Below are 25,461 nucleotides of genomic sequence, written 5' to 3'. Positions count from 1 at the left end.
CATGGCTCGGGGTGGGCTGTCGACCATCGATGAGGGGTGACCGTCGATGAGGGGTGGCGGGTCACGCCCCAAATCTTCCGGTCATCCCGTCTCGGTGGGCAGCTGCGGGTCAGCAGCCGTGGTGTAGCGGCGCAGCGTGGGCACCCACCAGTTCGCCCGTCCGGCCAGTTGCATGACGGCGGGCACGAGGATGCCGCGGACAACGGTGGCGTCCAGTACGACGACCGCGGCCATCGTGGCACCGAGCACCTTCAGCAGGGTGACTTCGGAGAGCACCAGCGCGCCCATGCTCACCGCGACAATCAGGGCGGCGGCGGTGAACAGCCTGCCCATGTGCTCGATACCGAACACGACGGAAGCGGTGTTCCGGCCCGTGCGCCGCCATTCCTCGGCCATCCGGGCGATGAGGAAGACCTCGTAGTCCACGCAGAGGCCGAAGGCGAGGGCGCTCGCCAACAAGGGCATGGTGATCTCCAACGAGGGCTGCTCCCCCCCGGCCGACGGCCCAAGAAGCTGCATGTCCTGGAAGAGCAGAACCATCAGACCGAGTGCGGCGGCGACGCTCAGGCCACCGAGCACCGCCGCCTTCACCGCCACGACCAGGCTCCTGGTGAACAGGAGCAGGCCGACGAGGGTGCCGCCCAGCATCAGGCCCGCCCACCATGGCAGCGCGCTGCGGATCTCCGCTTTGGTGTCGGCGAACTGCGCGGGGATTCCCGCGACCTCGGCCCGTCCGGGCGCGGTGACGGTACGCAGTGCGCCGACCAGAGCCGCCGTGGCATCCGATTGGGGCGGCTGGGCCGCGAAGACCACCACCAGGGTTCCGTTCCCGGGACGCATGTCGGTCTGCCGGGCCTTGACAAGCCGCCCCTTGGCGTAGTCCCCCGCCAGGGTGCTCACTCCGGCCTGCCCCGGCAGCTCGGCCAGACGCCGGGCATAGGCGTCCAGGGCCGACGCCTGCGTCGCCGGATCGGTTCTCGGCAGTACTACGGTCAGCTGCTGTTCCGGTGGACTGGCGAAGTCGGTGCGCACACGATCGGCCACGGCATGTGCCTCCGCCCGGGCCGGCAGGATCGCTTCGTCCATCAGTGACGGCCGCAGCCCGGCAGCCGGCAGGGCCAGGGCCAGAAGCAGTGCCGCTCCCGTCCCCGCCCAGAACAACGGCCGTCCGGTCACCGCCACGGCGATGCGGCGCCACGTCGGGCTGACGGACACCTCCAGCGGCGACCGGCGCCAGGGCAGCCCGCGGAAGGGATCGAACCCCTCCAGCCGGTCGCCCAGAACTCCGATCAGGGCGGGCAGGACGACCAACGTGGTGATCGCGCAGGACACGACGACGACGATCGAGGTGACCGCCAGCGAGCGGACCAGGCCCAGCGGGAAGACGAGCAGGGCGGCCATGCACCAAGCCATGGTCATCGCGCAGAACGTCACCGAACGGCCCGCCGTGCACATCGCCCGGACGACGGCCGCCTCGCCACTGAGACCCTGGGCCCGCTCTTCACGGTACCGGGACAGCGTGAACAGGCCGTAGTCCACGGCGAGTCCGAAACCGAGGGCGAAACTCAGGTTGGCCGCGAAGATCGACACCGGAAACCACCGGGTGCCGACGGCCAGCACCGCCAGCGCCCCGGACACGGCCGCACCACCGATGAGCACCGGCACCAACGTGGCACCGATCGAACCGAAGACCAGCACGAGCACGGCCGCGATGAACGGCAGGGCCAACAACTCGGAGCGGAGCAGGTCCTCCTCGGCCCGTTCCGTGGCCTGGTCGTTGATCCAGCTCGACCCGGTGGCCGACAGCGCCAGGCGGGGGGCCGCGGCCCTCAGCGCGGGCACCAGAGTGCGCGCTGTCCTGGCTTCCCGCGACTGGTCTCCCTTCAGGTCGATCCGCACCAGGGCACCCTTGCCGTCTGCCGAACGCAGCGGAGCGAGCCCGGTGGTCCAGTACGACAGCGCCGTTGCCACGCCGGGCGAGTGTTGGGCCAGTTCCGTCACCCGCCGGCCCTGCGCCGCCACGTCCCGGTCGTCGACCGATCGGCCCGGCCGGGCATACAACACCACGTCAGGTGTGCCGGCGCCGAACTTCTGCGCCATGGTCTCCGCCTGCGCGGCGGCCGTACCCTCAGCTGTGTAGCCACCGTTGGACCAGCGGTCTCCGGCGCTGAAGCCCACCGCGGCGCACGCCGAGATCAACAAGGCCGCCAGGCCCAGCACCAGTCGACGGTGCCGGAACGACGAGCGCGCCAGCGCACCCAACGAGTCGGTCAGCACGTCGCCCCCGTCCTCGCAACAGCGGAATCCGCAGGTGCGGGACGGTGAACGCGTCGGTCACGGCCGAACGGTGGAGCGGCCAGTGTCAGCACCCGACATGGTCGCGGCCGACGGGCGACGGGAACGCCGACATCGGGACCCGTCTCCCTGGTGGGCATCGGCATGATGAATTCCTTGGCGTCGATCGGAGGAGGACCGCCTGGGTCAGGAAGCCTGATCAACGCCGGAAGCGGGCTCCCGATGCGCCGGATCACCCGTCCGGGGAGCACGCAGTCACCGTGAGGGTAGAGGTGGGCGACGATCTGGGCCCGCGCCTGTTCCCGCCGCTGAAGGTTCCGGTAGTGCGGGGTTTCCGCATCGGGCGACCCGACCCGGGCATAGACCCAGCCCCACGATTTCCTGGATAGATTATGTTTTTGACTTCCTTTTCTTCGTTTTGATCTTTCAGATTCATTCGTTCATGCTGAGCCGGTGACCGTTCTGATTACGGGTGCCACCGGATTCGTGGGCTCCCGCATCGCCCATGCTCTTCTGACGACGCGGGCGCGGCGTGTGATCGCGCTCGGCCGCGGTGATCTTCCGGAATTGCGGCGTCGAGTCGTGGCCGCCATCGGTCTGCACGGCGATACGGACACGGATGCCCTGCGCCGCCTGCACTGCGTCAGGGGTGATGTCACAGCGCCGTGGCTAGGGTTGTCGCCCGGCATGCACGCACGGCTGGCCGATCAGGTCGATGCCGTCTGGCACTGCGCCGGAGACATCGCGCTCGCCGGTGAGCGGGACCGGCTCTTCCGCGTCAATGCCCAGGGCACGGCCCACGTGCTCGCCTTCGCCGATCAGACTCGGCCCGCATGCCGTCTGGTGCACATGAGCACGATGGCGGTTGCCGGGAACCGGCCTGCCGGAGTCGTGTCCGAGGACGATCTCACCGACGCACACGGATTCGTGACGCACTACGACGCCTCGAAGTACGAGGCGGAGCAGTTGGTCCGGGGCTGGGCCGCCAGGCGTGGCCGCCCCGCGGTGGTGCTGCGACCCGGCATCGTCGCCAGTGACCGCCCGCTGCCGGAGAGCGCGGCCGATCATCCGCTGGCGATGCTGGGGCGGATGATCGAGACGGTGGCGATCGGCGGGGCACCCGGCATTCCCTCCGCTGCCGAACGCCCTCCGGGGACGTGGGTGCGGTTGCGGCTGAAGGCATCGGCCTCGGCCGCGTTCAACATCGTGCCGAGCGACTACGCGACGGAGGCGATGGTCCGCATCGGACACGACACACCCCGTGACCGGGCGGGGGTGCACACCTATCACATCGTGCATCACCGGCCCACACGACTCGGAAGTCTGCTTCGCGCCCTGGAACAGCGCTATCCGGGGCTGCTGCTGGAATGTGCGCAGGACTTCGACGACGCGACACCGGCCGAGCAGTTCATCGCCACGCACCTGACGGGCTTCCTCAGCTACTGCCGACTCCAGCACGAGTTCGACCGCACCCACGCCCTGACCGCGACCCCGGGGGTGCCTGAACCCGCACCCCTCGATGAACGGTATCTCCAGCGGGCGCTGGGCTTCACCCTCGTGGGCGCCGACGGCTCGGCCGCGAGTGCCTCCTGAGCGGGGAGCCCGGCTCCGCTGTCCGGTAACTCCCTTTCACGCGCGTACGCACGTCGTCGGTTTCCTCCTCTCCCCCCTCGGTTGGAGCACCCCTTGCCTCGTCATGTAGAGCGACTGCCCGATGCCGCCATCGCCGTGGTGGGCTCCGCCTGCCGCCTCCCGGGCGACATCCGGAACCTGGACGACCTGTGGGCTGTTCTGGCGGCCGGAACCGACCTGGTGACCGAGGTACCGCCCGACCGTTTCCCCGTCGCGGAGTTCGTCGACGCCACCCGACGACCGGGCCGGTCCTACACCGCGGCAGGCGGCTTCCTGAGCGACATCTCCGGCTTCGACACCTCCTTCTTCACCGGCATCTCACCGAGGGAGGCGGCCCAGATGGACCCTCAGCAGCGGCTGCTGCTGGAGATGGCGGTGGAGGTGCTGGACGACGCCGGCACCGACGCGGCGACGCTGAACGGGTCGGACACGGCGGTGTTCATCGGCTGCTCGAGCCGGGACTACGGCGAGCTGCAGTCGCAGTCACCGGACTCGGGGAACGCCTACACCATGTCCGGGATGGCCGGGGCGATCGTCGCCAACCGGCTGTCTCACTACTTCGACTGGCACGGACAGAGCATCGCCGTCGACACCGCGTGCTCCTCGGCACTGACCGCCGTGCACCAAGCCTGCGAGCACCTGCGCGGCGGGCATGCGCGTCGTGCGGTGGCGGGCGGAATCAACGTCCTGCTCAATCCCCACATCTATGCCGGGTTCTGCAACGCCTCCATGCTGTCGCCGACGGGGCGGTGCCGGCCGTTCTCCGCGCATGCCGACGGCTTCGCCCGTGCGGAAGGCGGCGGGCTGGTGCTGCTCAAGAGACTGTCCGACGCCCGGGCCGACGGGGACCGCATCCATGGTGTGATCCTCTCCAGCGGCACCAACAACGACGGCAGGACCCCCGGACTGGCACTGCCGAGCAGCACCGCGCAGGAGGCGCTGTTGCGCCAGGTGTACAAGCGGGCCGGACTGGTCCCCGACGACGTCGCCTACCTGGAGGCACACGGCACAGGCACCCCGGCCGGAGATCCGTTGGAGGTGGAGGCGATCGGCCGGGCCCTCGGCATCGGCCGCAGCCGGGGCCCCCTGCCGATCGGATCGGTCAAGGGCAACCTCGGTCACATGGAGGCAGCCGCCGGAATGGCCGGCCTGTTCAAAGCACTGCTGGTCGTCAAGCACCGGCAGATCCCAGGGACCTTGCATGCCGAGCAGCTCAATCCCGCGATCGCGTTCGACGAGCTGAACGTGCGCCCGGTCACGCGTCTGGAACCACTCGATGCGCCCGGGACGGCCTGGGCGGGAGTGAACTCGTTCGGATTCGGCGGTGCCAACGCCCACCTGGTCCTGGGCGCCCATCACCCCGCGCCCGCGGCGACAGCCGAGGCCGTGCCGGGCCGGGCACGGAGCGCCGCGCTGCCGGTGGTGGTGTCCGCCCGCACTCCGGCCGCACTGGCCCAGGCATGCCAGCAGATGGCGGAGCACCTGCAGTTCACCGACGACGACCTCTATGACATCGCGTACACCGCTGCCCAGCGCCGCACCCGGCACGAGAACACCGCCTGCGTCTGGGCCGAGGACACGTCGCAGGCCGCCGAGGAACTGCTGCGGACGGCCGGCGGCGAGCTGCCCGAAACCGCCGCAACCGCCGTCCGCGCGGCCCCGGGACGTATCGCTTTCGTCTTCGACGGCAACGGGTCGCAGTGGGCCGGTATGGGGACCGGCCTGCTGACCGAGCCGCTCTTCGCGGCCGCCATCGACGAGGTCGACGCGTGCCTGCGCCCGCACCTGAGCTGGTCGGTGCGTGAGGTGCTGGCCGCGGGCTCACCGGAACTGGAGCGCACCGAAGTGGCCCAGCCCCTTCTGTTCGCCCTCCAGGTCGGTGTCGTCCGGCTCATGGAGGCCTACGGCATCGAGCCCGACGCAGTCGTCGGCCACAGTGTCGGTGAGATCGCCGCCGCGTACGCCGCCGGCTGCCTCGATCTGGAGGAGGCGTGCCGTGTCGTCTCGGTGCGCAGCCGGGCACAGGCGATGACGGCCGGCAGTGGCCGGATGGCCGCGGTGGGTCTGGGCCGCGAGGAGGCCGCCAAGGAGGTGGCGGCCTTCCACGGCCGCCTGGAACTGGCAGGTGTCAACAGCCCCGGTGACGTCACCGTCGCCGGTGACGCCGTCGCGCTCGAAGAACTGGGCGGAGCCCTGTCGGCCCGGGGGGTGTTCTTCCGTGAGCTCGACCTCGATCACGCCTTCCACTCGCGCCACATGGACCCCGTACACGAGGAGGTCGTGGGGTCGCTGCGCGCGCTGCGGCCCCGCCGGGGCCGCTGTGTGTTCGCCTCCACCGTGACGGGCGCGCCCCTGCCGGGGCACCGGCTGGACGCTGACTACTGGTGGCGGAACGTACGCCGGCCCGTCCTGTTCGCCGACGCCGTACGGGCTCTCTCCGACGAGGGGTGCACGCAGTTCGTCGAAGTCGGCCCGCACCCGATCCTCGCCACCTATCTGAAGCGGCTGCTGCCCGCACACGCGGTCGCTCATGCGACGCTGCGCCGGGATGCCCACGGCCCCGCGGCGGTTCGGCGCGCCACCGCCGCGGTGATCGCCGCCGGAGCCCGCGCCGGCGCCCGGTGCTTCCCCCGCCCCGGCCGTGTGGTGTCCCTGCCCGTCTATCCCTGGCAGCGGGAGCGGCACTGGACGGGAACGCCCGACTGGTGGGTCACCATCCCGCAGGACAAGACGCTCGTGCACCCGCTCCTGGGCCGACGGGCGGCTGTGGCCGAGCCGGCCTGGCACCAACAGCTCACCCCCGACCGGATTCCGTGGCTGGCCGACCACCGGGTCGGCGCGGACATCGTCATGCCGGCCACCGCCTACCTGGAAGCCATGCTCGCAGCCGGGCGCGCCGGGCTGGGCTCCCCCTGCGAAGTCACCGATCTCGACGTGATCAGGCCGCTGCCCCTCCCGCGCGCCGATGACCCGGCGACCGTATCGCTCCAGACCTCGCTGTCCGTGGAGGACGGCATCGTCCTCATCGCCTCCCGCACCGACGCCGCCGCGCAGTGGACACCGCACGCCCGCGGCCGGGTTCGCCGCCTCACGGCTCCCGCACCGGCGCCGCTGAGCGGCCCCGGTGCGGGCACGGAGGTGACGGCCGGCGTGCACTACGAGCACGCTGCCCACGCCGGCCTGTCCTACGGACCGGCCTTCCAGGTCCTGACCGGTCTGAAGGTGTCGGACACGGCGGTCACCGCCACCTATCGGCTGCCCCCGTCGGCCACTCCTGGGCATGCCGAGTTCGCAGCACACCCGGTGGTCTGCGACGGGGCACTGCAGGCAGCCGCCCCGCTCCTCGCCCAGGCAGCCGGCGGCCGCATGTTCCTGCCGACGGCGATCGAACGCGCCCGTGTCTGGCGGCAGCCGCCGACCAGCGGGCTCATCCACGTGAGCCTGCGCCATCTCACCGCCTCGGACGCGGTCATCGACGTCGCCGTGAGCGAGGAGGACGGCACCGTTGCCGTCCATCTGTCCGGCTGCCGCCTGCACGCCGTCACCGCACGGGAGCGACTGCAGGAGCTGACCACCGTACTGCGCTACTCACCGCGCCCGGGCCGGCCGGCGGCGACGAGTCCCGCGCCCCTGCCCGACCCCGCGCACACGGTGGCCGCCACCGCGCATGCCCGGGCCGCCTTCGAAAGAGAGCTGGCGGACGACTACCCCCGCTTCGTACGCCTGGTGAAGACCGCGGCCGGACACTACGCGACCGCGAGCTTCGCCGCCCTCCTGGGCACCACGGACCGCTTCCGGCTGAGCGACCTGCTGGAGGCGGGTCTGCGACCGCAGTACGCGTCCTACGTGCGACTGCTGGCCGGACTCGCGACCCGGGCCGGTCTGCTGCGCCGTCTGCCCGCCGCACCGGCCGGCGAGGAGTGCTGGGAGTTCACCGGCACAGAAGCCCTCCCCGAGGCGCACTTGCGGCAGTGCGCTGAGCTGTTCCCCCAGTGGATCACCGCCATCGCCCTGTACGCCCGTTGCGGCACGCACCTGACAACCATCCTCACCGGTCGCACCGACGCCCGTCAGATGCTGTTCAACGAGGCCGACCGCCATCTGGTGGAGTCCTTCTACGCCGACACCCCGCAGATGCGTGCCCACAGCCACTACGCCCGCCTCGCCCTGGAGGAGGCGTTGCGCGAGTGGCCGGCCGACCGGCCACTGCGTGTCCTCGAAGTCGGTGGTGGCACCGGTGGCCTCACCACGGCGCTGCTCCCCGTGCTGCCACCCCACCTGACCCGCTACACCTTCACCGACGTCACACCGGCCTTCTTCCCCCGCGCACAGACCCGGTTCGCCGACCACGACTTCCTCGACTACCGCACCCTCGACCTCAACGGCGACCCGGTCGAGCAGGGCTTCCACCCCGGCTCCTTCGACGTGATCGTCGCCGCCAACGTGCTGCACGCCACGACCGACCTGCGCGCCACCTGCACGCGCCTGGCACAACTGCTCGCGGAAGGCGGGCAGCTACTGGCAGTGGAGAGCCACGACGAGGAGATCCTCGGCCCCTGTTTCGGGCTGCTGCCGGACTACTGGTCGTTCACCGACGACGACCTCCGCACCGGCCCCCTGCTCCCGCGCGCCGCGTGGCCGCCCGTGCTGTCCGCATGCGGCTTCGACTCCGTCCTCGACACCGGAAGTGACGACCCCGAGACCGCGGAGGACTACTGCCTGCTGGTCGCTCGCCGCGCCACTCCACCTCAGACCCTGTCGCACAGTGCGGCACCCGCCACAGGCGCGTCGCCCCGTGCCGACGGCTCCTGGGTGATCGTCACCGACTCCGCCGGCCGGAGCCTGAGCACCGAGGTGGCCGCTGCCCTGGAGGCAGCCGGGGCGGAGGTCAGTACCGTCTCCTTGCCCAGCACCGTCGAAGCCTGGGGTCAGCCGCCCACCGACCTGGCATCGCGGCACATCGTGATGCTGTTCGGCGCCGACCAGGACCGGTCCGACGCCGATGTGGTCACCAGAGCCGCGGGTGCCATGAGAGGTGCGGCGGCCGCGAGCACCGCGGGCGGCCCGACGGACCCCGCACTGTTGTTGATCACCCCGCCGACCGGCCTTCACCCGGCCCCCGCGGACGCCTCCGGCAGCCCGTGGGCCGCGGCGCTGTGGGGCATCAGCCGGGTCGTGGCCAACGAGCATCCCACCCTGACCGTACGCCGGATCAGTCTCGCCCCGTCCGGCGATCAGGCGGCCGATGCCGCACGGCTCGTGACCGAACTCCTCGACGCCGACGAGGAGGACGAGATCGTATGGGAGGCCCACGGGCGCTTCACGCCTCGCCTGCGCACCCTTCCCCCCGTCACCCGGCACGCCGGTCAGCACGACACCTACCGGCTTCAGCTGAACCGGCCCGAACGAGGCCGTCGGCCGGTCTGGGCCCCTGTCGCCCCGGAGGACCCCGGCCCCGGCGAACTCGTCGTCCACGTCAGGGCCGCCGCCCTCAACTACCGCGACGTGATGCTCGCCGAAGGCGTGCTGCCACCCGGGGCCGAACCGGCCACCCCCACCGGCCCGCTCCTCGGCCTGGAATGCGCCGGTGTCGTCACCGCCACCGGACCGGACGTCACCGACTGGTCGGTGGGCGAACGGGTGTTCGCCCTCGCACACGGCGCCTTCGCCTCGCATGTGCGCGTACGCACCGAGCAGGCCGGCCGCATCCCCGACCACATGACCTTCGAGCAGGCAGCGACCCTGCCCGCCGTCTGCCTCACCGTCCAGCACAGCCTGGAAACGCTCGCCGGCCTTCGGTCCGGTGAGACCCTGCTGGTGCACGGGGGCGCCGGCGGAATCGGTCTGGCGGCCCTGGCCCATGCCCGTCACGTCGGCGCCCGGGTGATCGCCACCGCCGGCACCCCGGCCAAACGGGATCTCCTGCGCGCCCTGGGCGCCGACGCCGTCTTCAACTCCCGCGACCTCTCCTTCGCGGACCCCGTGCGTGAGGCGACCGACGGCCGAGGTGTCGACGTCGTCCTGAACTCGCTGGCCGGCGAGGCCATCGCCCGCAGCCTGGAGTGCCTGAAGCCGGGCGGCCGGTTCATCGAGCTGGGCAAGCGTGACATCTACGCCAACACGCCGCTGTTGTTGGGCCCCTTCCGGGACAACCTGGCCTACTTCGGAGTCGATATCACCCGTCTGCTCGCCGACGCTCCCGAGCACGCCGCAGCCGCGTTCCGTACGCTCACGGACCGCGTCGCCGACGGCACCTACCGGCCACTGCCCCACCAGGTCTACCCGGCGCCGCGCATCGGCGACGCCTTCGGCGCCCTGCGCCACTCCCGCCACCTGGGCAAGGTCGTCATCACCTTCACCGACAGTCTGCCCGTCTCCGTCACGGCGCCTCTCCCTGCGCCCCGTCTCGACTCCGGCGCCACCTATCTGGTGACCGGTGGGCTGAGCGGCCTGGGAGCGGCAAGCGCCCGTCACCTCGCCCGCCGCGGAGCCCGCCATCTGGCCCTGGTCTCCCGGCGCGGCATCAAAGCCCCGGAGGCCGCCGCGCTGCTCGCCGACCTCGAACGCGCGCAGGTGACCGTCCATGTGTCGGCCGCCGACATCACCGACCCCGAGGCCGTCCGGGCGGTCTTCACCGAAGCGGAGCAGGGCGGCCGCCCGGTACGCGGGATCGTGCACGCCGCCATGCACCTGGACGACGCGCCCATGGACGACCTCACCGGAGAACGGTTCGCCGCCGTCCTGGCGCCCAAGGTACGCGGCGCGGAAATCCTCCACGGGCTCACCCAGGACCAGGACCTGGACTTCTTCGTCGTCTACTCCTCCGTCGCCGCTCTGATCGGCAATCAGCACCAGGCTCCCTACGCGGCCGCCAACCTGTACATGGAGGCGCTCATGCGAAGGCGCCGGGACCACGGCAGGCCGGGCCTCGCGCTGGCCTGGGGCGGCATCGCCGAAACGGGCTACGTCGCCCGGACCCGGATGACCGACACCATCGTCCGCTCCGGCATCGGACTGATCACCCCCGCCACCGCCCTGGCAGCCCTCGACCGGCACATGACCCGCCCCGGCGGTCACGCGGCCATCGGCGTCATGGACTGGGACAGGCTCACCCAACTGCTGCCCGCACTGTCCGTCCCCCGGTTCAGCGCCCAGCTCTCCCACGGCAGCAGCCGGGATCAGCGCGCGCAGGCCCATGACCTGCGCCAGCGACTGAAGAGCGCCGAAAGCGCACAGGTGCGTCTCGCCCTGATCACCGAGACACTCGTCGACGCGACAGCGCACATCCTGCAGACCACACCGGACCGGGTGGACCCGGCCGCGAACCTCACCGATCTCGGACTGGACTCACTGATGGGCGCGGAACTGTCGGTCGCCCTTCAGCAGACGTTCAGCTGCGAACTGTCCATGATGGAACTGATGGCCGCCGCGACCGTCGACGGTATCGCTCACCGCATCGACCGCGTGCTGCGCGGTTGACACGACAGCGGGCACAGGTGAAGGGGTCCGGCCTCCGTCGGCCGCCCTTCCCTGTGCCCGTTCGCTCAGTCACGAGCCTGTCGTCGTCTCGCTGGAACACGTACACCGCTGTTCCCGGCTTCGCGGAACCGAGCTGGCTCAGCGCGTCACAGCAGCTGCCGACTGTCCATCGGGGCAAGCCCGGGAGTACGGCCGTGCCGGCTTCCCGGCTTGCCGGCCAGGGAAGCAGCGGTGATCCTCAGTCCCGCTTCCAGGGGCGTGGCCGGTCTCCAGCCGAGCACCTCGATGGCGAGGCTGATGTCCGGACAGCGGACCTTCGGGTCGTCGACCATCCTGGGTGCCGAAGTGATCCGGGAGCGGGAGCCTGTGAGGTCGCGGATGATCTCGGCAACGCGTCGCACGCTCAACTCGTGGGGGTTTCCGATGTTCACCGGACCGCAGTGGGATGAGCGGAGGAGGCGGACGAGACCCTCGACCGTGTCATCGACGAAGCAGAGGGATCGAGTCTGCCGACCGTCTCCGTGCACGGTGATCGGTTCTCCCGCGAGGGCCTGCCGGAAGAAGGTCGGCACCATACGGCCGTCGTCCGCCCGCATGCCCGGACCGTAGGTATTGAAGATGCGCGCGATCTTCGTGTCCAACCCGTGAGCCGAGCGGTAAGCGGTGGTCAGGGCTTCCGCGAAACGCTTGGCCTCGTCGTAGGAGCTGCGTGGTCCGATCGGGTTCACATGGCCCCAGTAGTGCTCGGTCTGCGGATGAACCTGTGGGTCGCCGTAGACTTCGCTCGTCGAGGCCAGGAGGTAGCGGGCGCCCTTCTGCCGCGCCAGCTCCAGCAGATTCCGTGTCCCGATCGATCCTGTCAGCAGTGTCGCCACGGGCCGGGCGAGGTAAGCAGGTGGCGATGCGGGCGAGGCCAGATGGCACACCGCTGCGACGTCACCGTGGATACCGAACTCTTCCACGACGTCCCTGTGGATGAACTGGAAGTTCCCCCATGCCGCAAGGTCCTCCAGATTGCTTCTCCTGCCGGTGCTCAGGTCATCCACGCAGACGACGGAGCACCCGTCGGCCAGAAGACGGCGACAGAGGTGAGAGCCGAGGAAACCTGCGCCGCCGGCCACGACAACATTCTGCTGACCCTTCACGAGAACGTCTTCCTTGCGACTGGGAAGGACCTGGCCTGGCCCAGAGCACGCTCCACGATGCCGCAGGCCGCCTCGATGCCCGACTCGTTCCGCAGGCGGCGCCCGAGCTGCCCGGCCCTGTGGCGCATCGCCGGATCGCTCACCGCCTGCCCGATGGCCGCGGCCAGGTTCCGGGGCGTCAGATCACGGGCGGGCAGCGGCCGGGGCCCGGCGCCCAAGGCGTGGACCAAGGACCCCCAGAAGGGCTGGTCGAGGAAGTGGGGGCAGGTGACCGTGGGAACTCCCGCCGTCAGACCGGCGCCCACCGTGCTGGCCCCCGCGTGGTGGACGACCGCGGACATCCTCGGAAAGAGCCACGCGTGCGGAACGCTCGGCACCACGTGGCTGACGTCGTCCGAGGGCATCACTGCCGGGTCACCGAGAAGGACTCCGCGCACGCCGGCCATCCGAAGTGCGTCCCGGATCAGCTTGTGGCGACGTCTCGGATCATCGGTGACCATGCTGCCGAAGCCGACGTATACGACTGGCGGCCCCTGCGCGTCGAGGAACGCGGCCAGCTCAGGGGAGGGTTCCCAGCCGCTCGGGCGGTCGAGCAGCCAGTAACCGGTGACGTGTGCCGTCGCGGGCCAGTCACCGGGAACGGGAAGCACGGAAGGGCTGTAGCAGTACAGGGTGGGCCGTTGCTCCCGGCGCCGCTGGGCGAAGGGGCCTGTCAGCGGCCACGGCGGGAGGCCCAGGCCGGCGGTCCGCCATGCGTTGACGCGCTTGCGAAACACCTGCCAGAACGCTTGTTCCGTCACCCGCAGACTCAGCGCGTTGCCGATCGGACCCAACGAGTGACTGAAGCCGATCGCGGGAAACGCACGGGTGGGATGCGCCGGCATGAAGGAGGCCATGAACGACGCGGCCCCCCAGCACTCCGCCAGACTCTCCGCCGGCAGGGCGAAGGGAGAGTAGATGACACAGTCGCTGGGCCGTGCCGCCGCGGAGATCCCCTGCAACAACTGGTCCGCGGCGGAGCTGACCACCTGCCGCATCCAGCGTGCGAAGCCCAGCGAATTCGCCCCCGCAGTCAGCCACCGCTGACCGTCGGGTGTTGCCAGCATCGACTCGAAATCGGGTTCCAGGGCGCTGAATTCCACGCCGGAGCCGGAGACCGTGTCCGCGTATCGGGGCGCTCCGAGAAGGTGCACGGCGTGGCCTTTGCGCTGCAGGGCGACCGCCAGCGCGGCGAGCGGTTGGGTGTCTCCGCGGATACCCACCGAGACGATGGTGATTTGCGGCATCGTTGATCCTTCCTGTCCGCTGTCGGTGGGCGCGCGGAACACAGCGCGCCTCCCGGCGGCAGACCGACTCCCGCGCGTTCCACACCGATGTCAGGTCCCACAGGACCTATTGGTGCCGCCAGTGGTCGACCGCATGACGAGCCCTCACCACCGCCTAGCGAACGAACCCTATAAGGGCGACGCTCCGCGGCTGAGCAGGCCGTGGCAGAAATTGTTCCCATCCGTATTCCGGTACTTTGAACAGACAGCCGACTGAGCAGGGTGTACCTGGAAATGAACGCCACCGGCGTCACCCTGCCTTTTTCGATCTCCACTCATTCGAGTGACAGCGTGGAGCGCACCCGCTGGCCGAGCGGTCAACTCCGACGGATCGCCATTCATTGGTGGGGACAGGATCGGCGCGCGGGGCGTCGTCGGCTTCCGCCGCGTTTATCTATTGAGGGCCGTACGGCCGGGCCGGCCCTCCTCGGTCGGGCGAACACGCCAGGAGGGCAGACGCACCGGCCGGGGTGGCGATGGCCACGTGGGTCGGGACGCGTCAGGACTTCGACGCAGGGCGCGCCGGCCGGCCGCTTGGGCGGGTCGGACGTGCGCCGGACGAGCACGGGGGTGTCGCCCGAACCCGTGCGACGGCAGGCAGGCCGAATTCCCGGGGGGAATACGACATGGGCGGGGAAACCGCCGGACCGGTCGCCGAGGGGTTCGGGCCGAACGCTGCGCCCCGTCGGCTCCTGGAGGCCGGCACCGTTGCTGTGGCTCACCCGGTGGGCGGCCACAGCAACGGGCGCCGCTCAGGTGCAGTTGCCGTTGTCGGATCCGTAGTAGATGTCGATCGAGCCGCTCCAGGTCAGGCACTGCCCGTCGTCGGGGGCGTCCTTGTAGACCGGACCCGCGTAGCTGGTGAAGGAACCCGAATCCCGGGCCTCGCCGCTGCTGTAGGGCCAGGTGTCGAGGGTGACCTCCATGAAGACGCGGGACCCGGGGGTGGTGCGCACGGTGACCGCGCAGACCTTGCCCGCGTCGCCGTTGAAGGTGACGAACGTGGTGGCGGCGACGGTGGACTGCGAGGAGTGGATGGGTGTGGCGCGGATGACGTCGTATCCGGCGCCGCAGGCACCGTTGTACCGGGTGGGTGTGGCGGCCGAGGCCGACGTCGTGGCGGCGAGCGTGCCGCCCAGGGTCAGCGCGGCCAGGACTGTGGCGGTTGCTGCCCTACGACGGAGCGACTTCATGGTGTGTTCCCCCTGTGATGGTGCGTCAATGTGCTTGGTCCGAACGGCCGTTGCCGTCCACGCACAGGGAGACCCGGGATCGCCGCCCATAGTTGTGGGGCACTTCGTCACCGTTCTGTCACCAGGGTCACAGTGCCACCGCCACTACCGGTCTTCCGGCCTTAGGTCCGGGATGCCTTCGTCGGACACAAGACCTCGTCATGCTCATCCCGGGGCACTGCCGTCGAGCGCCGCCTGCGCTGTCACCGCCAGGTGCCCGAGTCGGGCCGAGCGGCGCCGGACTCGGGCATCTCAGGCACGACCGAGGGCCGGCCGCGCCTCGGTCTCCCCGGTGGGCAGCTCATGCCCGGCCTCGCACCGCACCGCGGGCACCAGCGGGGCGCCGCAGCCCGCGTGGACGAGCTCGACGCCCCCGTGCACACCTTCCTCCGTGGTCCGCCCCCACCGCATCAGCGCGACGAGCAGCGGTAACAGAGCCCTGCCCCGGTCGGTCAGCACGTACTCGTGGCGGGTGCGCGCGCCCGGCTCGCGAGAGGGGCTTAGCTCCATGAGCCCGTCGGCAACCAGCTGGCGCAGCCGCTTGGAGGCCGCCGTCTCGGCGAGACCGGTGCGCCGCACCAGATCGTCGAACCGGCGCCCGCCGTGGAACACCTCTCTGACCAGATCGCGTCCCGGGCCGGTGGGCGCCCCGGGGATCACCGGCGGGTGGCCCCCTGTCGTGGGGCCGGCCGCTCGGCGATCCCTGGGCCGGCCGCTACCTGGACTTGCTGGACGATCCCGTACCGCCCGAGGCCGGGAAGGTCAGGCGGGGCACGGCGTTGCGAGCGAGCTCATGTGCCTGGTCGGGCCACCATGCCCCGGCGGGCGGGTCGATGATGCCGTACTCGGGGTCTGTCGTACCGCCGGTACCGCGGGTGCAGCTGCCGTCGGACTCGCCGATGGTCTTGAGGTAGAGATACGCATCGACCAGCGGAACGCCGGTGTCGGCGGTGGGCCGGGGTCCCATGCCGCGGCCGGGAGGGTTGCACCAGGTCTCCGGGTCGTTACTGTATTTGCCCACGGGTGGTGTCCACGCGCCCACGCCGTTGCGGCTGGTGTCGACGACGAAGTGGGTCAGCTCGCTGTCGGCGGGATCGCCGACGTTCTGGTCGAACCAGACGTCGGTCCAGTGCCACGTGGTGGGATCGCCGGAGTCCACGGCGTTTCCGGGCGCGCCGTCGTTGGGCGCGGCGGAGGAGTAGTACTGGCTGGCGCACCACTCAGCGCGTCCGGATGCCTCGTCAGGTCCCTGGCCGGCGAACCGTATGCACTTCGACACCCACGCACCGTAGTGAGTGGTCTCGTCAGTGGGCTGGTAATTGGAGATGTTCAGCGAGAAACCGTCGCTCTCCTGCACACCGGCGTCGATGAGCCGCTGGGCGATGTCGCCGACCGACTTCCACTGGCCGTTGCCCGCGTCCAGATAGACGGTGGTGCCGGTCCGGCTCTTGAGGGCCCTTACCGCGTACCTCAGGTCGGCCATGCGGTGGGCGGTCAGCTCTCCGGTCGGGTCGACGTCGCCCGCACAGTCCTTGGGCAGGGCGGCCAGACCATCGGGTTCGACGACGACCACGGCCCTGGAGTTGCCGATCCCCTGGGCGAATGCGTCAATCCAGGCCCGGTAGGCGGCTGATGAGGCCGCTCCCCCGCTGGAGTAGAGGCTGCAGTCACGGCCGGGCACGTCGTACGCGATGAGGACGGGGACCTGCCGTACCGCTCGCGCCTTGCGTACGAGGGTGCTCACCTTCGAACGGGTTTCCTGCGGGGTGCCCCCGGTGAACCACGCGGCCTGCGGGTAGCTGGCGAGTCTGGCCATGTCGAGGCCGCCCTGAACGTCTCCCGCCGCGAAGTCGGTGACCGCTTGCCGGGCCGCCTTGCTGTGCGGGTCCACGTAGAACGTCGTGGCCGGGGCGGCAGCGCGGTGCGGGGACGCGGCCTGTGCCTGCGTAACCGTGGTCACCGCGCAGGTCGTGAGGGCGACCGCCGTGAACAGGGCGGTACGCCGGGGACGGGTGATGGGGCTCATGGATGCTCCTGGTCGCAGTGCGCGTCGGGACGGACGTTGTCTGTGGTACGTGTGCGTGCCCGGTGGCCGAGGGAGGCCGACGCCGTGCTGATGCCGGCACGGCACCTGTGGTGGTTTCGCCGGTGGCGGGCCGCGAGGGTCCGGGGGTCAGTAGCCGTAGACCATCTTGTAGGCGACCTCCGGCAGGAACTGACCTGCCGTCGACCCCGTTCCCACGCCGCAGTTGCCGTCCGATTCGCCAGGAGTCTTGATCCACAGCAGCATCTCGGCACCGCCTCCGTACTGGGCGGGCGTGCCGATCTTGCGGCCGGAGGCGTTGCACCACTGACCGTTGGAACCGTTGCCATTGCGGCTGGTGTCCACGGTGAAAGGCTTGGTGTAGCCGTAGCGGGTGCGCAGTTCACTGTTGACGGCGGTGGCGTACGCGGCGTTCTGGCTGGTGGTGTAGTAGTTCGAGACGTTCAGCGAGAACCCGTGGGCCCCGCTGAGGCCGGCGGCGTGCAGGTGCTGGGCCATGGTTGCGGCGTTCATCCATCCGGGGTTGCCGGCATCCAGGTACACCCAGGTGTTCGGTGCCTGGGACGTGAGCTGACGGATGGCGTTCTGCAGCATGGCGTTGCGCTCGCCGATCTGGGCCTGGCTCATGCAACTCGTGTCACCGAGCGCGTCGGGTTCCAGGATGACGACGGCCGGGCGGTTGCCGATGCCGCCGGCGAACTGGGCTATCCAGGTGTCATAGGCGGACCGCGATCCGGCGCCACCCCCGGACTGACCGGCGCAGATGTCCCGGTTCGGGATGTTGTAGGCGACCAGCACGGGCAGTTTGTCGGCCTGGTCCGCGGCACCGACGTAGGCGCCCGTGGCAGTGCCGATACTGCCGCTCCAGCCTCCGAACCAGCGCGCCATGGGCCTGGCGGCTATGTCGGCCCGGATGACGGGGGTACGTCCGTCACCGGGGTTGGCCGCGGCCCACTGGGCCGGACTCGACTGGGGATCGACGTAGAAACCGCTTGTCAGACCGGTGGGGTCGGCTGCGTGGGCGACTGGTGACGACACCAGCGCAAGTGGCAGCGCGAGCAGTGCTGTCGCCGCTGCGCGGGCGAGGAGCTGCATGGAGACCTCTTCCTGACGGGGAGCGGCACGCACCCTCGTCCTGGGTGCACGCCGGGCTGAGGAAGGACGGTGGAACAACGCTCCCTGGTGTCCCCGCCGGCGGCTCTCCGGCGGGGACGCCACTCCTGAACGATGAGAGTTCCTGGGAGCGCTCCCACTGGAAGCGCTCCCAACTGAAGTCCAGAGTTCAAGGGGCGCGTCAGGTATCGTGGATGCCGCGATTACACCTGTCAAGACACGGCACTTGAGCCGAAGGACGATCTGACACACCTTGCACGCACTGGCTGGAAACCCGGTACAGTGCGGTCATACTGGAAGCGCTCCCAAACATCCTTACCCCTTGAGTGCGAGCCGCTGTGCGCGTGGCGGGGTGCAACGCTGCTGGTTGACTGGAACCCGCCGACGCTTGCTGAGCGGCCGCCAGGGAAAGGCTCGATTCATGTCAGCGGATGTGCCGCCCCGTCAGTCCACGCTCGAGGAGGTTGCCCAACTCGCCGGCGTCTCGAGGTCGGTGGCCTCACGTGTACTCAACAACGCCCCGCACGTGAGCCACGCCAAACGCCAGGCCGTCCAACGGGCGGTCAAGCACCTCGGCTACGTGCCGAATCCCACAGCAAGGGCACTCGCCACCAGTCAGACCGGGGCTGCCGCTCTGATCATCTCCGGAGAGAACCCCTCGATCCTCGCGGACCCGTTCTTCGCACAGGTCATCGTGGGGGCCGCGGAAGGACTGGACGAAGCAGGCCTTCACCTGATGCTGTGCCTGGCGGCCTCCGACCGGGGCCGCGAGCGGGTGGCACGACTCCTGCGGTCCCGGACCGCGGACGGCGTCATGGTGATGGCGGTGCGCGAGAACGACCCGCTCGCGCACCTGGCTCTGAACGCGCGGATGCCCGTCGTCTTCGGCGGACGCCCAGTCGGTACGGACCCCTCCTATTTCGTGGACGTGGACAACGTCGGCGGGGCCCGGGAAGCCACCGAGCACCTGATTGCGCGCGGTCGGGGTCGCATCGCCACCATCTGCGGGCGTCCGGACACCGAGGCAGGCCGGGCGCGTTATCGCGGCTATCGGGACGCCATGCTCGCGGCCGGGCTCGAACCGTACCCTCCGCAGGACGGCGACTTCACCGAGGCGAGTGGAGCGGCGGCCATGTCGACGCTGCTGGCGAGGCATGGCGACGTGGACGGGGTGGTCGCCGCCAACGACAACATGGCCGTGGGAGCCCTGCGCGTCCTGCACGCCGCCGGACGGCGTGTCCCAGACGATGTCGCCGTGATCGGGTTCGACGACCTTGCCGTCGCTCAGCTCGCCGACCCTCCGCTGACCACGATCCGGCAGCCCATACAGACGCTGGGGCGCGAGATGGCCCGCATGCTGGCCACACTCATCAGCGGCCGCGAGCCCGCTCCGATCATCTTGCCGACCCGTCTGGTGGCACGCTCCACGACGTAGTTGCCTCGGGCCACGCGGACGCTCCGCCCATCCGGCGGCCACACTGCCCCATGAGCGGTGTCTCCATGCTGTTCCGCATCGCCGGACTCCTCGCCCGGACCGCCTCGCCACGACACGCACCGTGCCCCGCGAGCAAGAGCCTTCGGGCACCCGTAGGCCCGGTCGGCGCGTTGACGCTGTCGATGTGCAGCTGGTGGCGGTCGTGATCGGCGTGGCCGGGGGTGGGGTGCCGGTGGGGCGGATCAGAGGGTGGACCAACCTCGCGCAGCGACCGTCACAGGGCTCCGGCGTCCCGGGCCGTCCAGACGCTCGGGTAAATCGGCCGGAAGCCGAGCTCCCGGCGGATGCGCTGGTTGGACATGATCCCGAACCACGGGTCGGGGTCCGTGAGCTCGTGGAGTCCGGCAGGCATCTCCACGCCGTTGAGCCGGTACAGCTCGACCGTCGTGACAGGGGCGTCATCGGCGATGTTGTAGATCCGGCCGGCGATGCCCGGCGCGTACAGCAGACGCATCAGCCCCTGGGCGACGTCCGCGTGGTGGGCCATCTGCAGGCGCTGGTGCGCCGCCCAACCGGAAGCCCAATGCAAGACGTTGGCGAGGTGCGGGTCGCCCTCGCCGTAGACGAAGGGGAGCCGCCCGATGCGTACGTCCAGGTCCTCGAGCGCGAGCAGTTCGCGCTCGGCCTCGACTTTGGACTCGGGGTAGGCGCCCCACATCTCGCCGCCCGGCCGGCTCTCGTCCTCCTCGGTCAGCGGGCGGCCCCGTCCGACGCCGTACGCATTGCCCGTGCTGACCTGTACGAACCGCTCCACGCCGGAGGCCTGCGCGGCGCGTCCCAGGGCCACTGCGGCGTCCCGGTTGACGGCCCACGCCTCCTCGTCCGGCACCCCGCGGAAGGAGGCGGCGATGTTCACGACGGCGTCCGCGCCGGCGAGCGCCTTGCCGAGTGTCTCCTCGTCGCGCATGTCTCCCACGGCGATCTGGGCGCCCAGCTCCGCGAAGCGCTCGCCGCGGGCTGCGTCGCGTACCAGGACCCGCACCTGCTCGCCCGGCTGCCGCTGGGCCAGCAGCCTCGGCACGAAGCGGCGTCCGACCTGTCCCGTCGTACCGGTCACCAAAGTCAGCATGATGTGCTCCTCACGCACTGTGTCGCCTGTCGTTGATGACCAGCCTCGGCGGATGCGGGAACGACCGGGAGAGACCTCTTGATCAGGGGATCGGGAGTCCCTGGATAAGCCGGCCGGCCTCCCGCACCCTGGAGAGGTGAACCGAACAGAACTCGCCGACTTCCTGCGCCGCGCTCGCGCCCGCCTGGGCCCCTCCGACGTGGGCCTCACGGCCGGCGCCCGCCGCCGTACGCCGGGGCTGCGCCGAGAGGAGGTGGCCCAGCTGGCCGGCATGTCCGTGGACTACTACACGCGGCTGGAACAGTCCCGGGGCCCGCGCCCGTCCCGCCAGATGCTCACCGCGCTGGCCCGCGCCCTGCGCCTGACGGAGGACGAACGCGACCACCTCTTCCACCTCACCGGTGAACAGCCGCCGAGCCGGGAGGCGACCAGCACGCACGTGCGCCCGGGCCTGCTCCTGGTCCTCGACCGGCTGCACGACACCCCGGCGATGGTGGTGACCGACTGCGGCGAGGTCCTGGCCCAGAACGCGCTGTCACGGGCGCTGAGCGGAGACGTCCTCGCCCGCCCGCCCCAAGGACGCAACATGATCCGCCGCTTCTTCCTGGACCCGGCGGCCCAGGAGCTGTTCCCGCCCGAGGACCGCCCCGAGCGCGCCCGCGAGCAGGTCGCCGGCCTGCGAGCAGTGGCCTCGGCCCGCCCCACGGACCCCGAACCCGCCGCCCTCGTCGCCGAACTACGTACCGCGAGCGAGGAGTTCGCCCGCCTCTGGGACGAACACGAGGTCGCCGTACGCCACGCCGCCACCAAACGCTTCCGGCACCCCGCGATCGGCATACTCGAACTCGACTGCGAGGTCCTCGTCAACTCCGGCCACAACCAGCAGCTCGTCATCCACACGGCCCGCCCAGGCACGGAGTCGCACCAGCGCTTGCAGTTGCTGCGGGTGGTGGGCTTGCAGGACCTGACGCCTACGAGCTCCTGAACGCTTGCGCGCCTTCCAGGTTCGCTCCCTGCCCGCCGCACATGCCCACGATCCCCGACTCGGCGCCGGCTCGTTCCTGGCGGATGTCCAGCAACAGCACGGACGGGTCGTGTCCGGCCGCACCCTGGGGACGGTCCTGCTGGTGGTGACCGAGCTGGTCACCGACGCCCGCAGGTACACCCCGCGCATACCGGCAGCGGAAGACGCAGCAGCCTTCTAGGCTGGCGCGATGACTGATGAGCAGGAGCGGGTGCAGCCGTCGGGAGTGTGGGCCACCGCGGTAGGGGTGGCCCGGGTGCGGGCGCTGGAGACCGAGCGGGACGACGCCCTGTTCCACGACCCACTGGCACAGGCCTTCGCCACCGCCGGCGGCCTATGGCCCTCCTCGCCGCCGCTGCCCGATGACGAGGCCGCACGCCGCCGCCGGCTGGCCGTGTCGTTCTCCATCGTCATCAGGACGAAGTTCCTCGACGACCTGTTGCAGCAGGCCTCCGCGTCCGGTGTCCGGCAGGTCGTGCTGCTCGGCGCCGGCATGGACAGCCGGGCCTTCCGGATGGACTGGCCCGAGGGCACCCGGCTGTTCGAGGTCGACACCGCCGCGCCGCTGGACTTCAAGGCTGCGGTGCTGCGCCAGGAGCGGGCCGTCGCACGCTGCGAGCGGATCACCGTCGCGGTGGATCTGCGTGAGGACTGGCCGGACGCGCTGGCCGCCGCAGGCCACGACCCGTCCATGCCGACCGCGTGGATCGCCGAAGGACTGCTGATCTATCTGCCCAAGGACGCGGTCGAGCTACTGCTGGACCGGATCGGCGCGCAGTCGGCGGCAGGCAGTCGGATGGGGCTGACATTGGGCTCGCGCGGCGTGATCGAGCGCTTCGGCGCGGACTCCGTGCCGGGATCGGCGGCGTCCATGTGGGTCTCGGAGATGCCCGACGACCCGGTGGGCTGGCTGGCCGGGCACGGCTGGGAGGCCGACAGCTACACCCTGCGCGAGCGCGCTGCCGCCTACGGCCGCCCGATCAGCACCCTGCCGCAGCGCGAGGAGCGGCCCGGCGGACTGATCTCGGCGGTCCGCCGGTAGAGCGCCTGAAGGGGGTCGAACCTCCGTGGCAATCGAACGAAGGGGCGGTCCCGCAGGGCGCTGTTGCTCCACAGCCGAGCCGCTCGCTCCTACGGCTGGAGCTCCATGACGTCGGCGACCACGCAGCTGACGTTGTCGGGGCCGCCGGAGCCGTTGGCGAGGGCGATGAGTTCGCGGACGGCCTGCTCGGGCTCAGTGCTCTCGGAGAGTACTCGGTGGATCTCTTGGGTCGGCACGACAGTCGACAGGCCGTCGGAGCACAGCAGATATCGGTCCTCCCCCTGGGCGTCGTGGAGGCGCATGTCGGGGTCGGTGTCGGCTCCTGGGCCCAGGGCCCGTACCAGGAGCGACCGTTGGGGGTGGGAGGCGGCTTCTTCCGGGCTGAGGCGTCCTTCGTCGACCATCGACTGGACCATGGTGTGGTCGTGGGTGATCTGGAACAGCTCTCCGCCGCGCAGTAGGTAGGCGCGGGAGTCGCCGATGTGGACGAGGGCCAGCTGTGATCCGGTCCAGAGCATCGCGGTGAGTGTCGTGCCGGTGCCTTCGGATGCAGAGCCCGTCCCGGCGGCGTCGTGCACGGCCTGCTTGGCCTGTTCGATGACGTCTTCGAGGACGTTGAGGAGGTCGCCGGCTGGGGTGCTGTCGGTTTCGAGGTGCTTGAGCGCGTCGATGGCGGCTGCGCTGGCAGGGGCTCCTTGGCTTCCGCAGCCGTCGGCGACAGCGAGGAGCCGGGATCCCGCGTACGCGGTGTCCTGGTTGCTCTCGCGGACGAGACCCTTGTCCGAAAGAGCGGCGTAACGGATTCCGAGAGACTTCGCGGTCGGGGACATGGCGGGGTCCTTCCGTGACAGGCGGTCGATGAGGAAGGTCGCCAGGTCCCGCCGTGCGGCAGTGTCGGCCTCGACCTGAGCCCAGAACGCGCGGACCTCTTGGCCCGCCGGGCCCGCATCCAGCGCGCAGACATGGTGGATGCGGGCCAGCGGCATGCCCAAGCGCCGGAGCCAGGCGACCAGGCGGGCTTGGTCCAACTGGTCCGGTGAGTAAAGGCGGTAGCCGGTCACCGGGTCGACGCGTGCAGGGATCAGCAGGCCGAGCTCGTCGTAAAGACGCAGCGCCTTCGGCGACAGCCGGGACGCCTTCGCGAACGCCCCGATGGTCAGCAACCCCATGCTCGCTCCTCCTCATGCCGAGCACATCGCCCGGCCCCACAGATGCTGTGGGCTCCCCCAAGGTGAAGGTCAAGCAGGGTTTCCGCTTGCCCCGACCGTGGTCCCCCAGTCAGCGCTCGACCGCGGCCGGCAAGGCGTGCAGTAGCACCCGCCGCTGGCGGCCAACCCGGGTGACGGCTGGCCGTCCGGTGCGGCCCTCGACCTGCTCGAAAGCGCACTGTGCACCACCGCCTGGGAGGCATCCGGCTGAGGGCACCGCGAACGGTCCGTCAGGGCAAGGCCTGTCACCGCCCTGCGCGAGACGGCTGCTCCCGCGGCCCGGTCCTGGGAAGCGGTAAGCGGGCCTGCGGGCGACGTCAGGTGGTGGTGGGCCAGGTTCGCAGAAGAGCGGCGATCTTTCCCGCGGTGCAGGCGGGGTCGAGGAGCAGGTCCTTCAGGGCGATGGCGTCCTCACGACCGGGCTTGACGGAGATCCCGGCGGCTTCGAGGTACATGACGCCGGACGCGGCGGCGACGGCCATGTTGGAGCGCTCCAGCCAGCGGCAGCGGCCCAGTGAGTGCACCAGGGCGGCGGCTTTGGCGTAGGGGCCGTCGTAGACGGGCTGCTCGAAAATCTCGGCCCGGTGGCGGGCGACCGCCGAGACGGGAACGCCGTAGTCGTCGGGGGCCGGGTCGTCCGCGCCGGCGGCCTCGGCGACTTGCAGGATCCAGGGAACGTCGATGTGCAGGTCCATCAGGCCGCGCGTGCTCCCCGGGGTGCCTGCTGGGCTTGCTCGGCATCGTCGAAGACCGTCTGGTGTTCGGCCAGGAAGCGGGCGGCCGCGTCCACCGCTCGGGCGCGCAGGCCGCTGGCATCGTCCTGCACCAGCCTGGCGAGATAGTCCCCGATGCTCAGTCCCAGGTCGGCCGCGCGCTTCCTCGCCAGTTCGGCAACGTCCTCATCTACGCGCGCACCCAATTGCGTCTTCGCCATACCGCCATGGTAACAGCTGTTACCGGGATCTCTCCAGTCCCCGGACGCGCCGCGCCGCCGCGCAGCGCGGAAGGCTCAGGAGAGCGCGCGGGCGGCCCGAGGCAGGGAACGCCAGTGGATCGTCCGTGGCCGCCGGAACACCGCTTTGAACAGCCGGTCCTCGGTCCGGCTATGCGGGGGTCCGTGCCGTTTCTTCGCTGAGAGTGCGAAGTGCGGCGAGGCAGGCGGCGATCGCGGGTTCGTGAGCCGTGCCCTGACGGACACCGGCCTCGATCGTCCGGCTGAGTGTGCCGTCCGTCACTGGCCTTGCCGTCAGCACGGGCGGCAGGTCCGATGCGGCCATGGACGGGACGAGTACCGTGTGGCCGCCCCGCGCGGCGAGGGCGATCATGGCGGAGAAGTCCGTACAGGTGTGCCGCACCTG

At 70.5% G+C, this 25,461-nt stretch carries 17 protein-coding genes; 5 read left to right on the top strand and 12 right to left on the bottom strand.

Annotation, left to right across the window (positions count from 1 at the left end; translation table 11 throughout):
• Positions 1 to 81 precede the first annotated feature (81 nt).
• On the bottom strand, positions 82 to 2,277 hold the full coding sequence (locus ACZ6CZ_RS31200) for an MMPL family transporter (protein WP_469027833.1): 2,196 nt from the start codon (positions 2,275 to 2,277) through the stop codon (positions 82 to 84).
• Positions 2,278 to 2,748: 471 nt separating this feature from the next.
• Here ACZ6CZ_RS31200 and ACZ6CZ_RS31195 point away from each other — a divergent pair, with 471 nt between their 5' ends.
• Entirely contained in the window at positions 2,749 to 3,888 is a 1,140-nt protein-coding gene (locus tag ACZ6CZ_RS31195; protein ID WP_469027830.1) for an SDR family oxidoreductase, read from the top strand.
• A gap of 93 nt (positions 3,889 to 3,981) precedes the next feature.
• On the top strand, positions 3,982 to 11,406 hold the full coding sequence (locus ACZ6CZ_RS31190) for an SDR family NAD(P)-dependent oxidoreductase (protein WP_469027828.1): 7,425 nt from the start codon (positions 3,982 to 3,984) through the stop codon (positions 11,404 to 11,406).
• 146 nt (positions 11,407 to 11,552) lie between these two features.
• Here ACZ6CZ_RS31190 and ACZ6CZ_RS31185 read toward each other — a convergent pair whose 3' ends face one another.
• From ACZ6CZ_RS31185 to ACZ6CZ_RS31160, 6 genes are all read right to left on the bottom strand, one after another.
• Entirely contained in the window at positions 11,553 to 12,551 is a 999-nt protein-coding gene (locus ACZ6CZ_RS31185; RefSeq protein ID WP_469027825.1) for a UDP-glucuronic acid decarboxylase family protein, read from the bottom strand.
• Positions 12,548 to 13,837: a glycosyltransferase gene (locus tag ACZ6CZ_RS31180; protein WP_469027822.1), complete on the bottom strand. Its 1,290-nt coding sequence runs from the start codon at positions 13,835 to 13,837 to the stop codon at positions 12,548 to 12,550. The genes ACZ6CZ_RS31185 and ACZ6CZ_RS31180 overlap by 4 nt, the downstream gene beginning before the upstream one ends.
• Positions 13,838 to 14,628: 791 nt before the next feature.
• On the bottom strand, positions 14,629 to 15,069 hold the full coding sequence (locus ACZ6CZ_RS31175; RefSeq protein WP_469027820.1) for a hypothetical protein: 441 nt from the start codon (positions 15,067 to 15,069) through the stop codon (positions 14,629 to 14,631).
• Between the two features lie 291 nt (positions 15,070 to 15,360).
• A complete protein-coding gene (locus ACZ6CZ_RS31170; protein ID WP_469027817.1) occupies positions 15,361 to 15,720 on the bottom strand; it encodes a winged helix-turn-helix transcriptional regulator in 360 nt (119 codons plus the stop codon).
• Positions 15,721 to 15,823: 103 nt separating this feature from the next.
• The gene (locus ACZ6CZ_RS31165; RefSeq protein ID WP_469027814.1) at positions 15,824 to 17,134 is read right to left on the bottom strand and encodes a glycoside hydrolase family 6 protein; all 1,311 of its coding nucleotides are present in this window, start codon (positions 17,132 to 17,134) and stop codon (positions 15,824 to 15,826) included.
• A 147-nt stretch (positions 17,135 to 17,281) separates the two neighbouring features.
• Positions 17,282 to 18,247, bottom strand: a complete 966-nt coding sequence (locus ACZ6CZ_RS31160; RefSeq protein WP_469027812.1) for a glycoside hydrolase family 6 protein — start codon at positions 18,245 to 18,247, stop codon at positions 17,282 to 17,284.
• A 439-nt stretch (positions 18,248 to 18,686) separates the two neighbouring features.
• On the opposite strand from ACZ6CZ_RS31160, the gene ACZ6CZ_RS31155 reads away from it, so the two are divergent.
• A complete protein-coding gene (locus ACZ6CZ_RS31155; protein WP_469027809.1) occupies positions 18,687 to 19,700 on the top strand; it encodes a LacI family DNA-binding transcriptional regulator in 1,014 nt (337 codons plus the stop codon).
• A gap of 274 nt (positions 19,701 to 19,974) precedes the next feature.
• Here ACZ6CZ_RS31155 and ACZ6CZ_RS31150 read toward each other — a convergent pair whose 3' ends face one another.
• Positions 19,975 to 20,829 carry an NAD-dependent epimerase/dehydratase family protein gene (locus ACZ6CZ_RS31150; RefSeq protein WP_469027807.1) on the bottom strand — a complete coding sequence of 285 codons (855 nt, stop codon included), beginning with the start codon at positions 20,827 to 20,829 and terminating at the stop codon, positions 19,975 to 19,977.
• Positions 20,830 to 20,965: 136 nt separating this feature from the next.
• Here ACZ6CZ_RS31150 and ACZ6CZ_RS31145 point away from each other — a divergent pair, with 136 nt between their 5' ends.
• Positions 20,966 to 21,814 (top strand): helix-turn-helix transcriptional regulator, encoded by an 849-nt coding sequence (locus tag ACZ6CZ_RS31145; protein WP_469027804.1) that lies wholly within the window; start codon positions 20,966 to 20,968, stop codon positions 21,812 to 21,814.
• Positions 21,815 to 22,043: 229 nt separating this feature from the next.
• Complete coding sequence (locus ACZ6CZ_RS31140; protein WP_469027802.1) at positions 22,044 to 22,895, top strand: class I SAM-dependent methyltransferase; 852 nt, start codon at positions 22,044 to 22,046, stop codon at positions 22,893 to 22,895.
• Between the two features lie 89 nt (positions 22,896 to 22,984).
• Here the strand turns inward: ACZ6CZ_RS31140 and ACZ6CZ_RS31135 are convergent, their stop codons facing one another.
• From ACZ6CZ_RS31135 to ACZ6CZ_RS31120, 4 genes are all read right to left on the bottom strand, one after another.
• The gene (locus ACZ6CZ_RS31135) at positions 22,985 to 24,064 is read right to left on the bottom strand and encodes a MerR family transcriptional regulator (protein ID WP_469027800.1); all 1,080 of its coding nucleotides are present in this window, start codon (positions 24,062 to 24,064) and stop codon (positions 22,985 to 22,987) included.
• 356 nt (positions 24,065 to 24,420) lie between these two features.
• On the bottom strand, positions 24,421 to 24,798 hold the full coding sequence (locus ACZ6CZ_RS31130) for a fic family toxin-antitoxin system, toxin component (protein ID WP_469027797.1): 378 nt from the start codon (positions 24,796 to 24,798) through the stop codon (positions 24,421 to 24,423).
• Positions 24,798 to 25,037, bottom strand: coding sequence for a hypothetical protein (locus tag ACZ6CZ_RS31125; protein WP_469027795.1), 240 nt, complete (start codon positions 25,035 to 25,037; stop codon positions 24,798 to 24,800). The genes ACZ6CZ_RS31130 and ACZ6CZ_RS31125 overlap by 1 nt, the downstream gene beginning before the upstream one ends.
• A 169-nt stretch (positions 25,038 to 25,206) precedes the next feature.
• Positions 25,207 to 25,461: LysR substrate-binding domain-containing protein (locus ACZ6CZ_RS31120; RefSeq protein WP_469027793.1), on the bottom strand; the 255-nt coding region annotated here is incomplete at its 5' end.

Source organism: Streptomyces sp. NPDC041135 (assembly GCF_055592085.1).
The sequence above is the reverse complement of the archived record's forward strand: the minus strand, read 5'-3'. Positions and strand labels throughout refer to the sequence as shown.

Bases quoted from the DNA above. Each gene is read 5' to 3' on its own strand.
- ACZ6CZ_RS31140 (WP_469027802.1), top strand. From the start codon at position 22,044: ATGACTGATGAGCAGGAGCGGGTGCAGCCGTCGGGAGTGTGGGCCACC.
- ACZ6CZ_RS31150 (WP_469027807.1), bottom strand. From the start codon at position 20,829: ATGCTGACTTTGGTGACCGGTACGACGGGACAGGTCGGACGCCGCTTC.
- ACZ6CZ_RS31175 (WP_469027820.1), bottom strand. From the start codon at position 15,069: ATGAAGTCGCTCCGTCGTAGGGCAGCAACCGCCACAGTCCTGGCCGCG.
- ACZ6CZ_RS31165 (WP_469027814.1), bottom strand. From the start codon at position 17,134: ATGAGCCCCATCACCCGTCCCCGGCGTACCGCCCTGTTCACGGCGGTC.
- ACZ6CZ_RS31130 (WP_469027797.1), bottom strand. From the start codon at position 24,798: ATGGACCTGCACATCGACGTTCCCTGGATCCTGCAAGTCGCCGAGGCC.
- ACZ6CZ_RS31180 (WP_469027822.1), bottom strand. From the start codon at position 13,837: ATGCCGCAAATCACCATCGTCTCGGTGGGTATCCGCGGAGACACCCAA.
- ACZ6CZ_RS31135 (WP_469027800.1), bottom strand. From the start codon at position 24,064: ATGGGGTTGCTGACCATCGGGGCGTTCGCGAAGGCGTCCCGGCTGTCG.
- ACZ6CZ_RS31125 (WP_469027795.1), bottom strand. From the start codon at position 25,037: ATGGCGAAGACGCAATTGGGTGCGCGCGTAGATGAGGACGTTGCCGAA.
- ACZ6CZ_RS31160 (WP_469027812.1), bottom strand. From the start codon at position 18,247: ATGCAGCTCCTCGCCCGCGCAGCGGCGACAGCACTGCTCGCGCTGCCA.
- ACZ6CZ_RS31155 (WP_469027809.1), top strand. From the start codon at position 18,687: ATGTCAGCGGATGTGCCGCCCCGTCAGTCCACGCTCGAGGAGGTTGCC.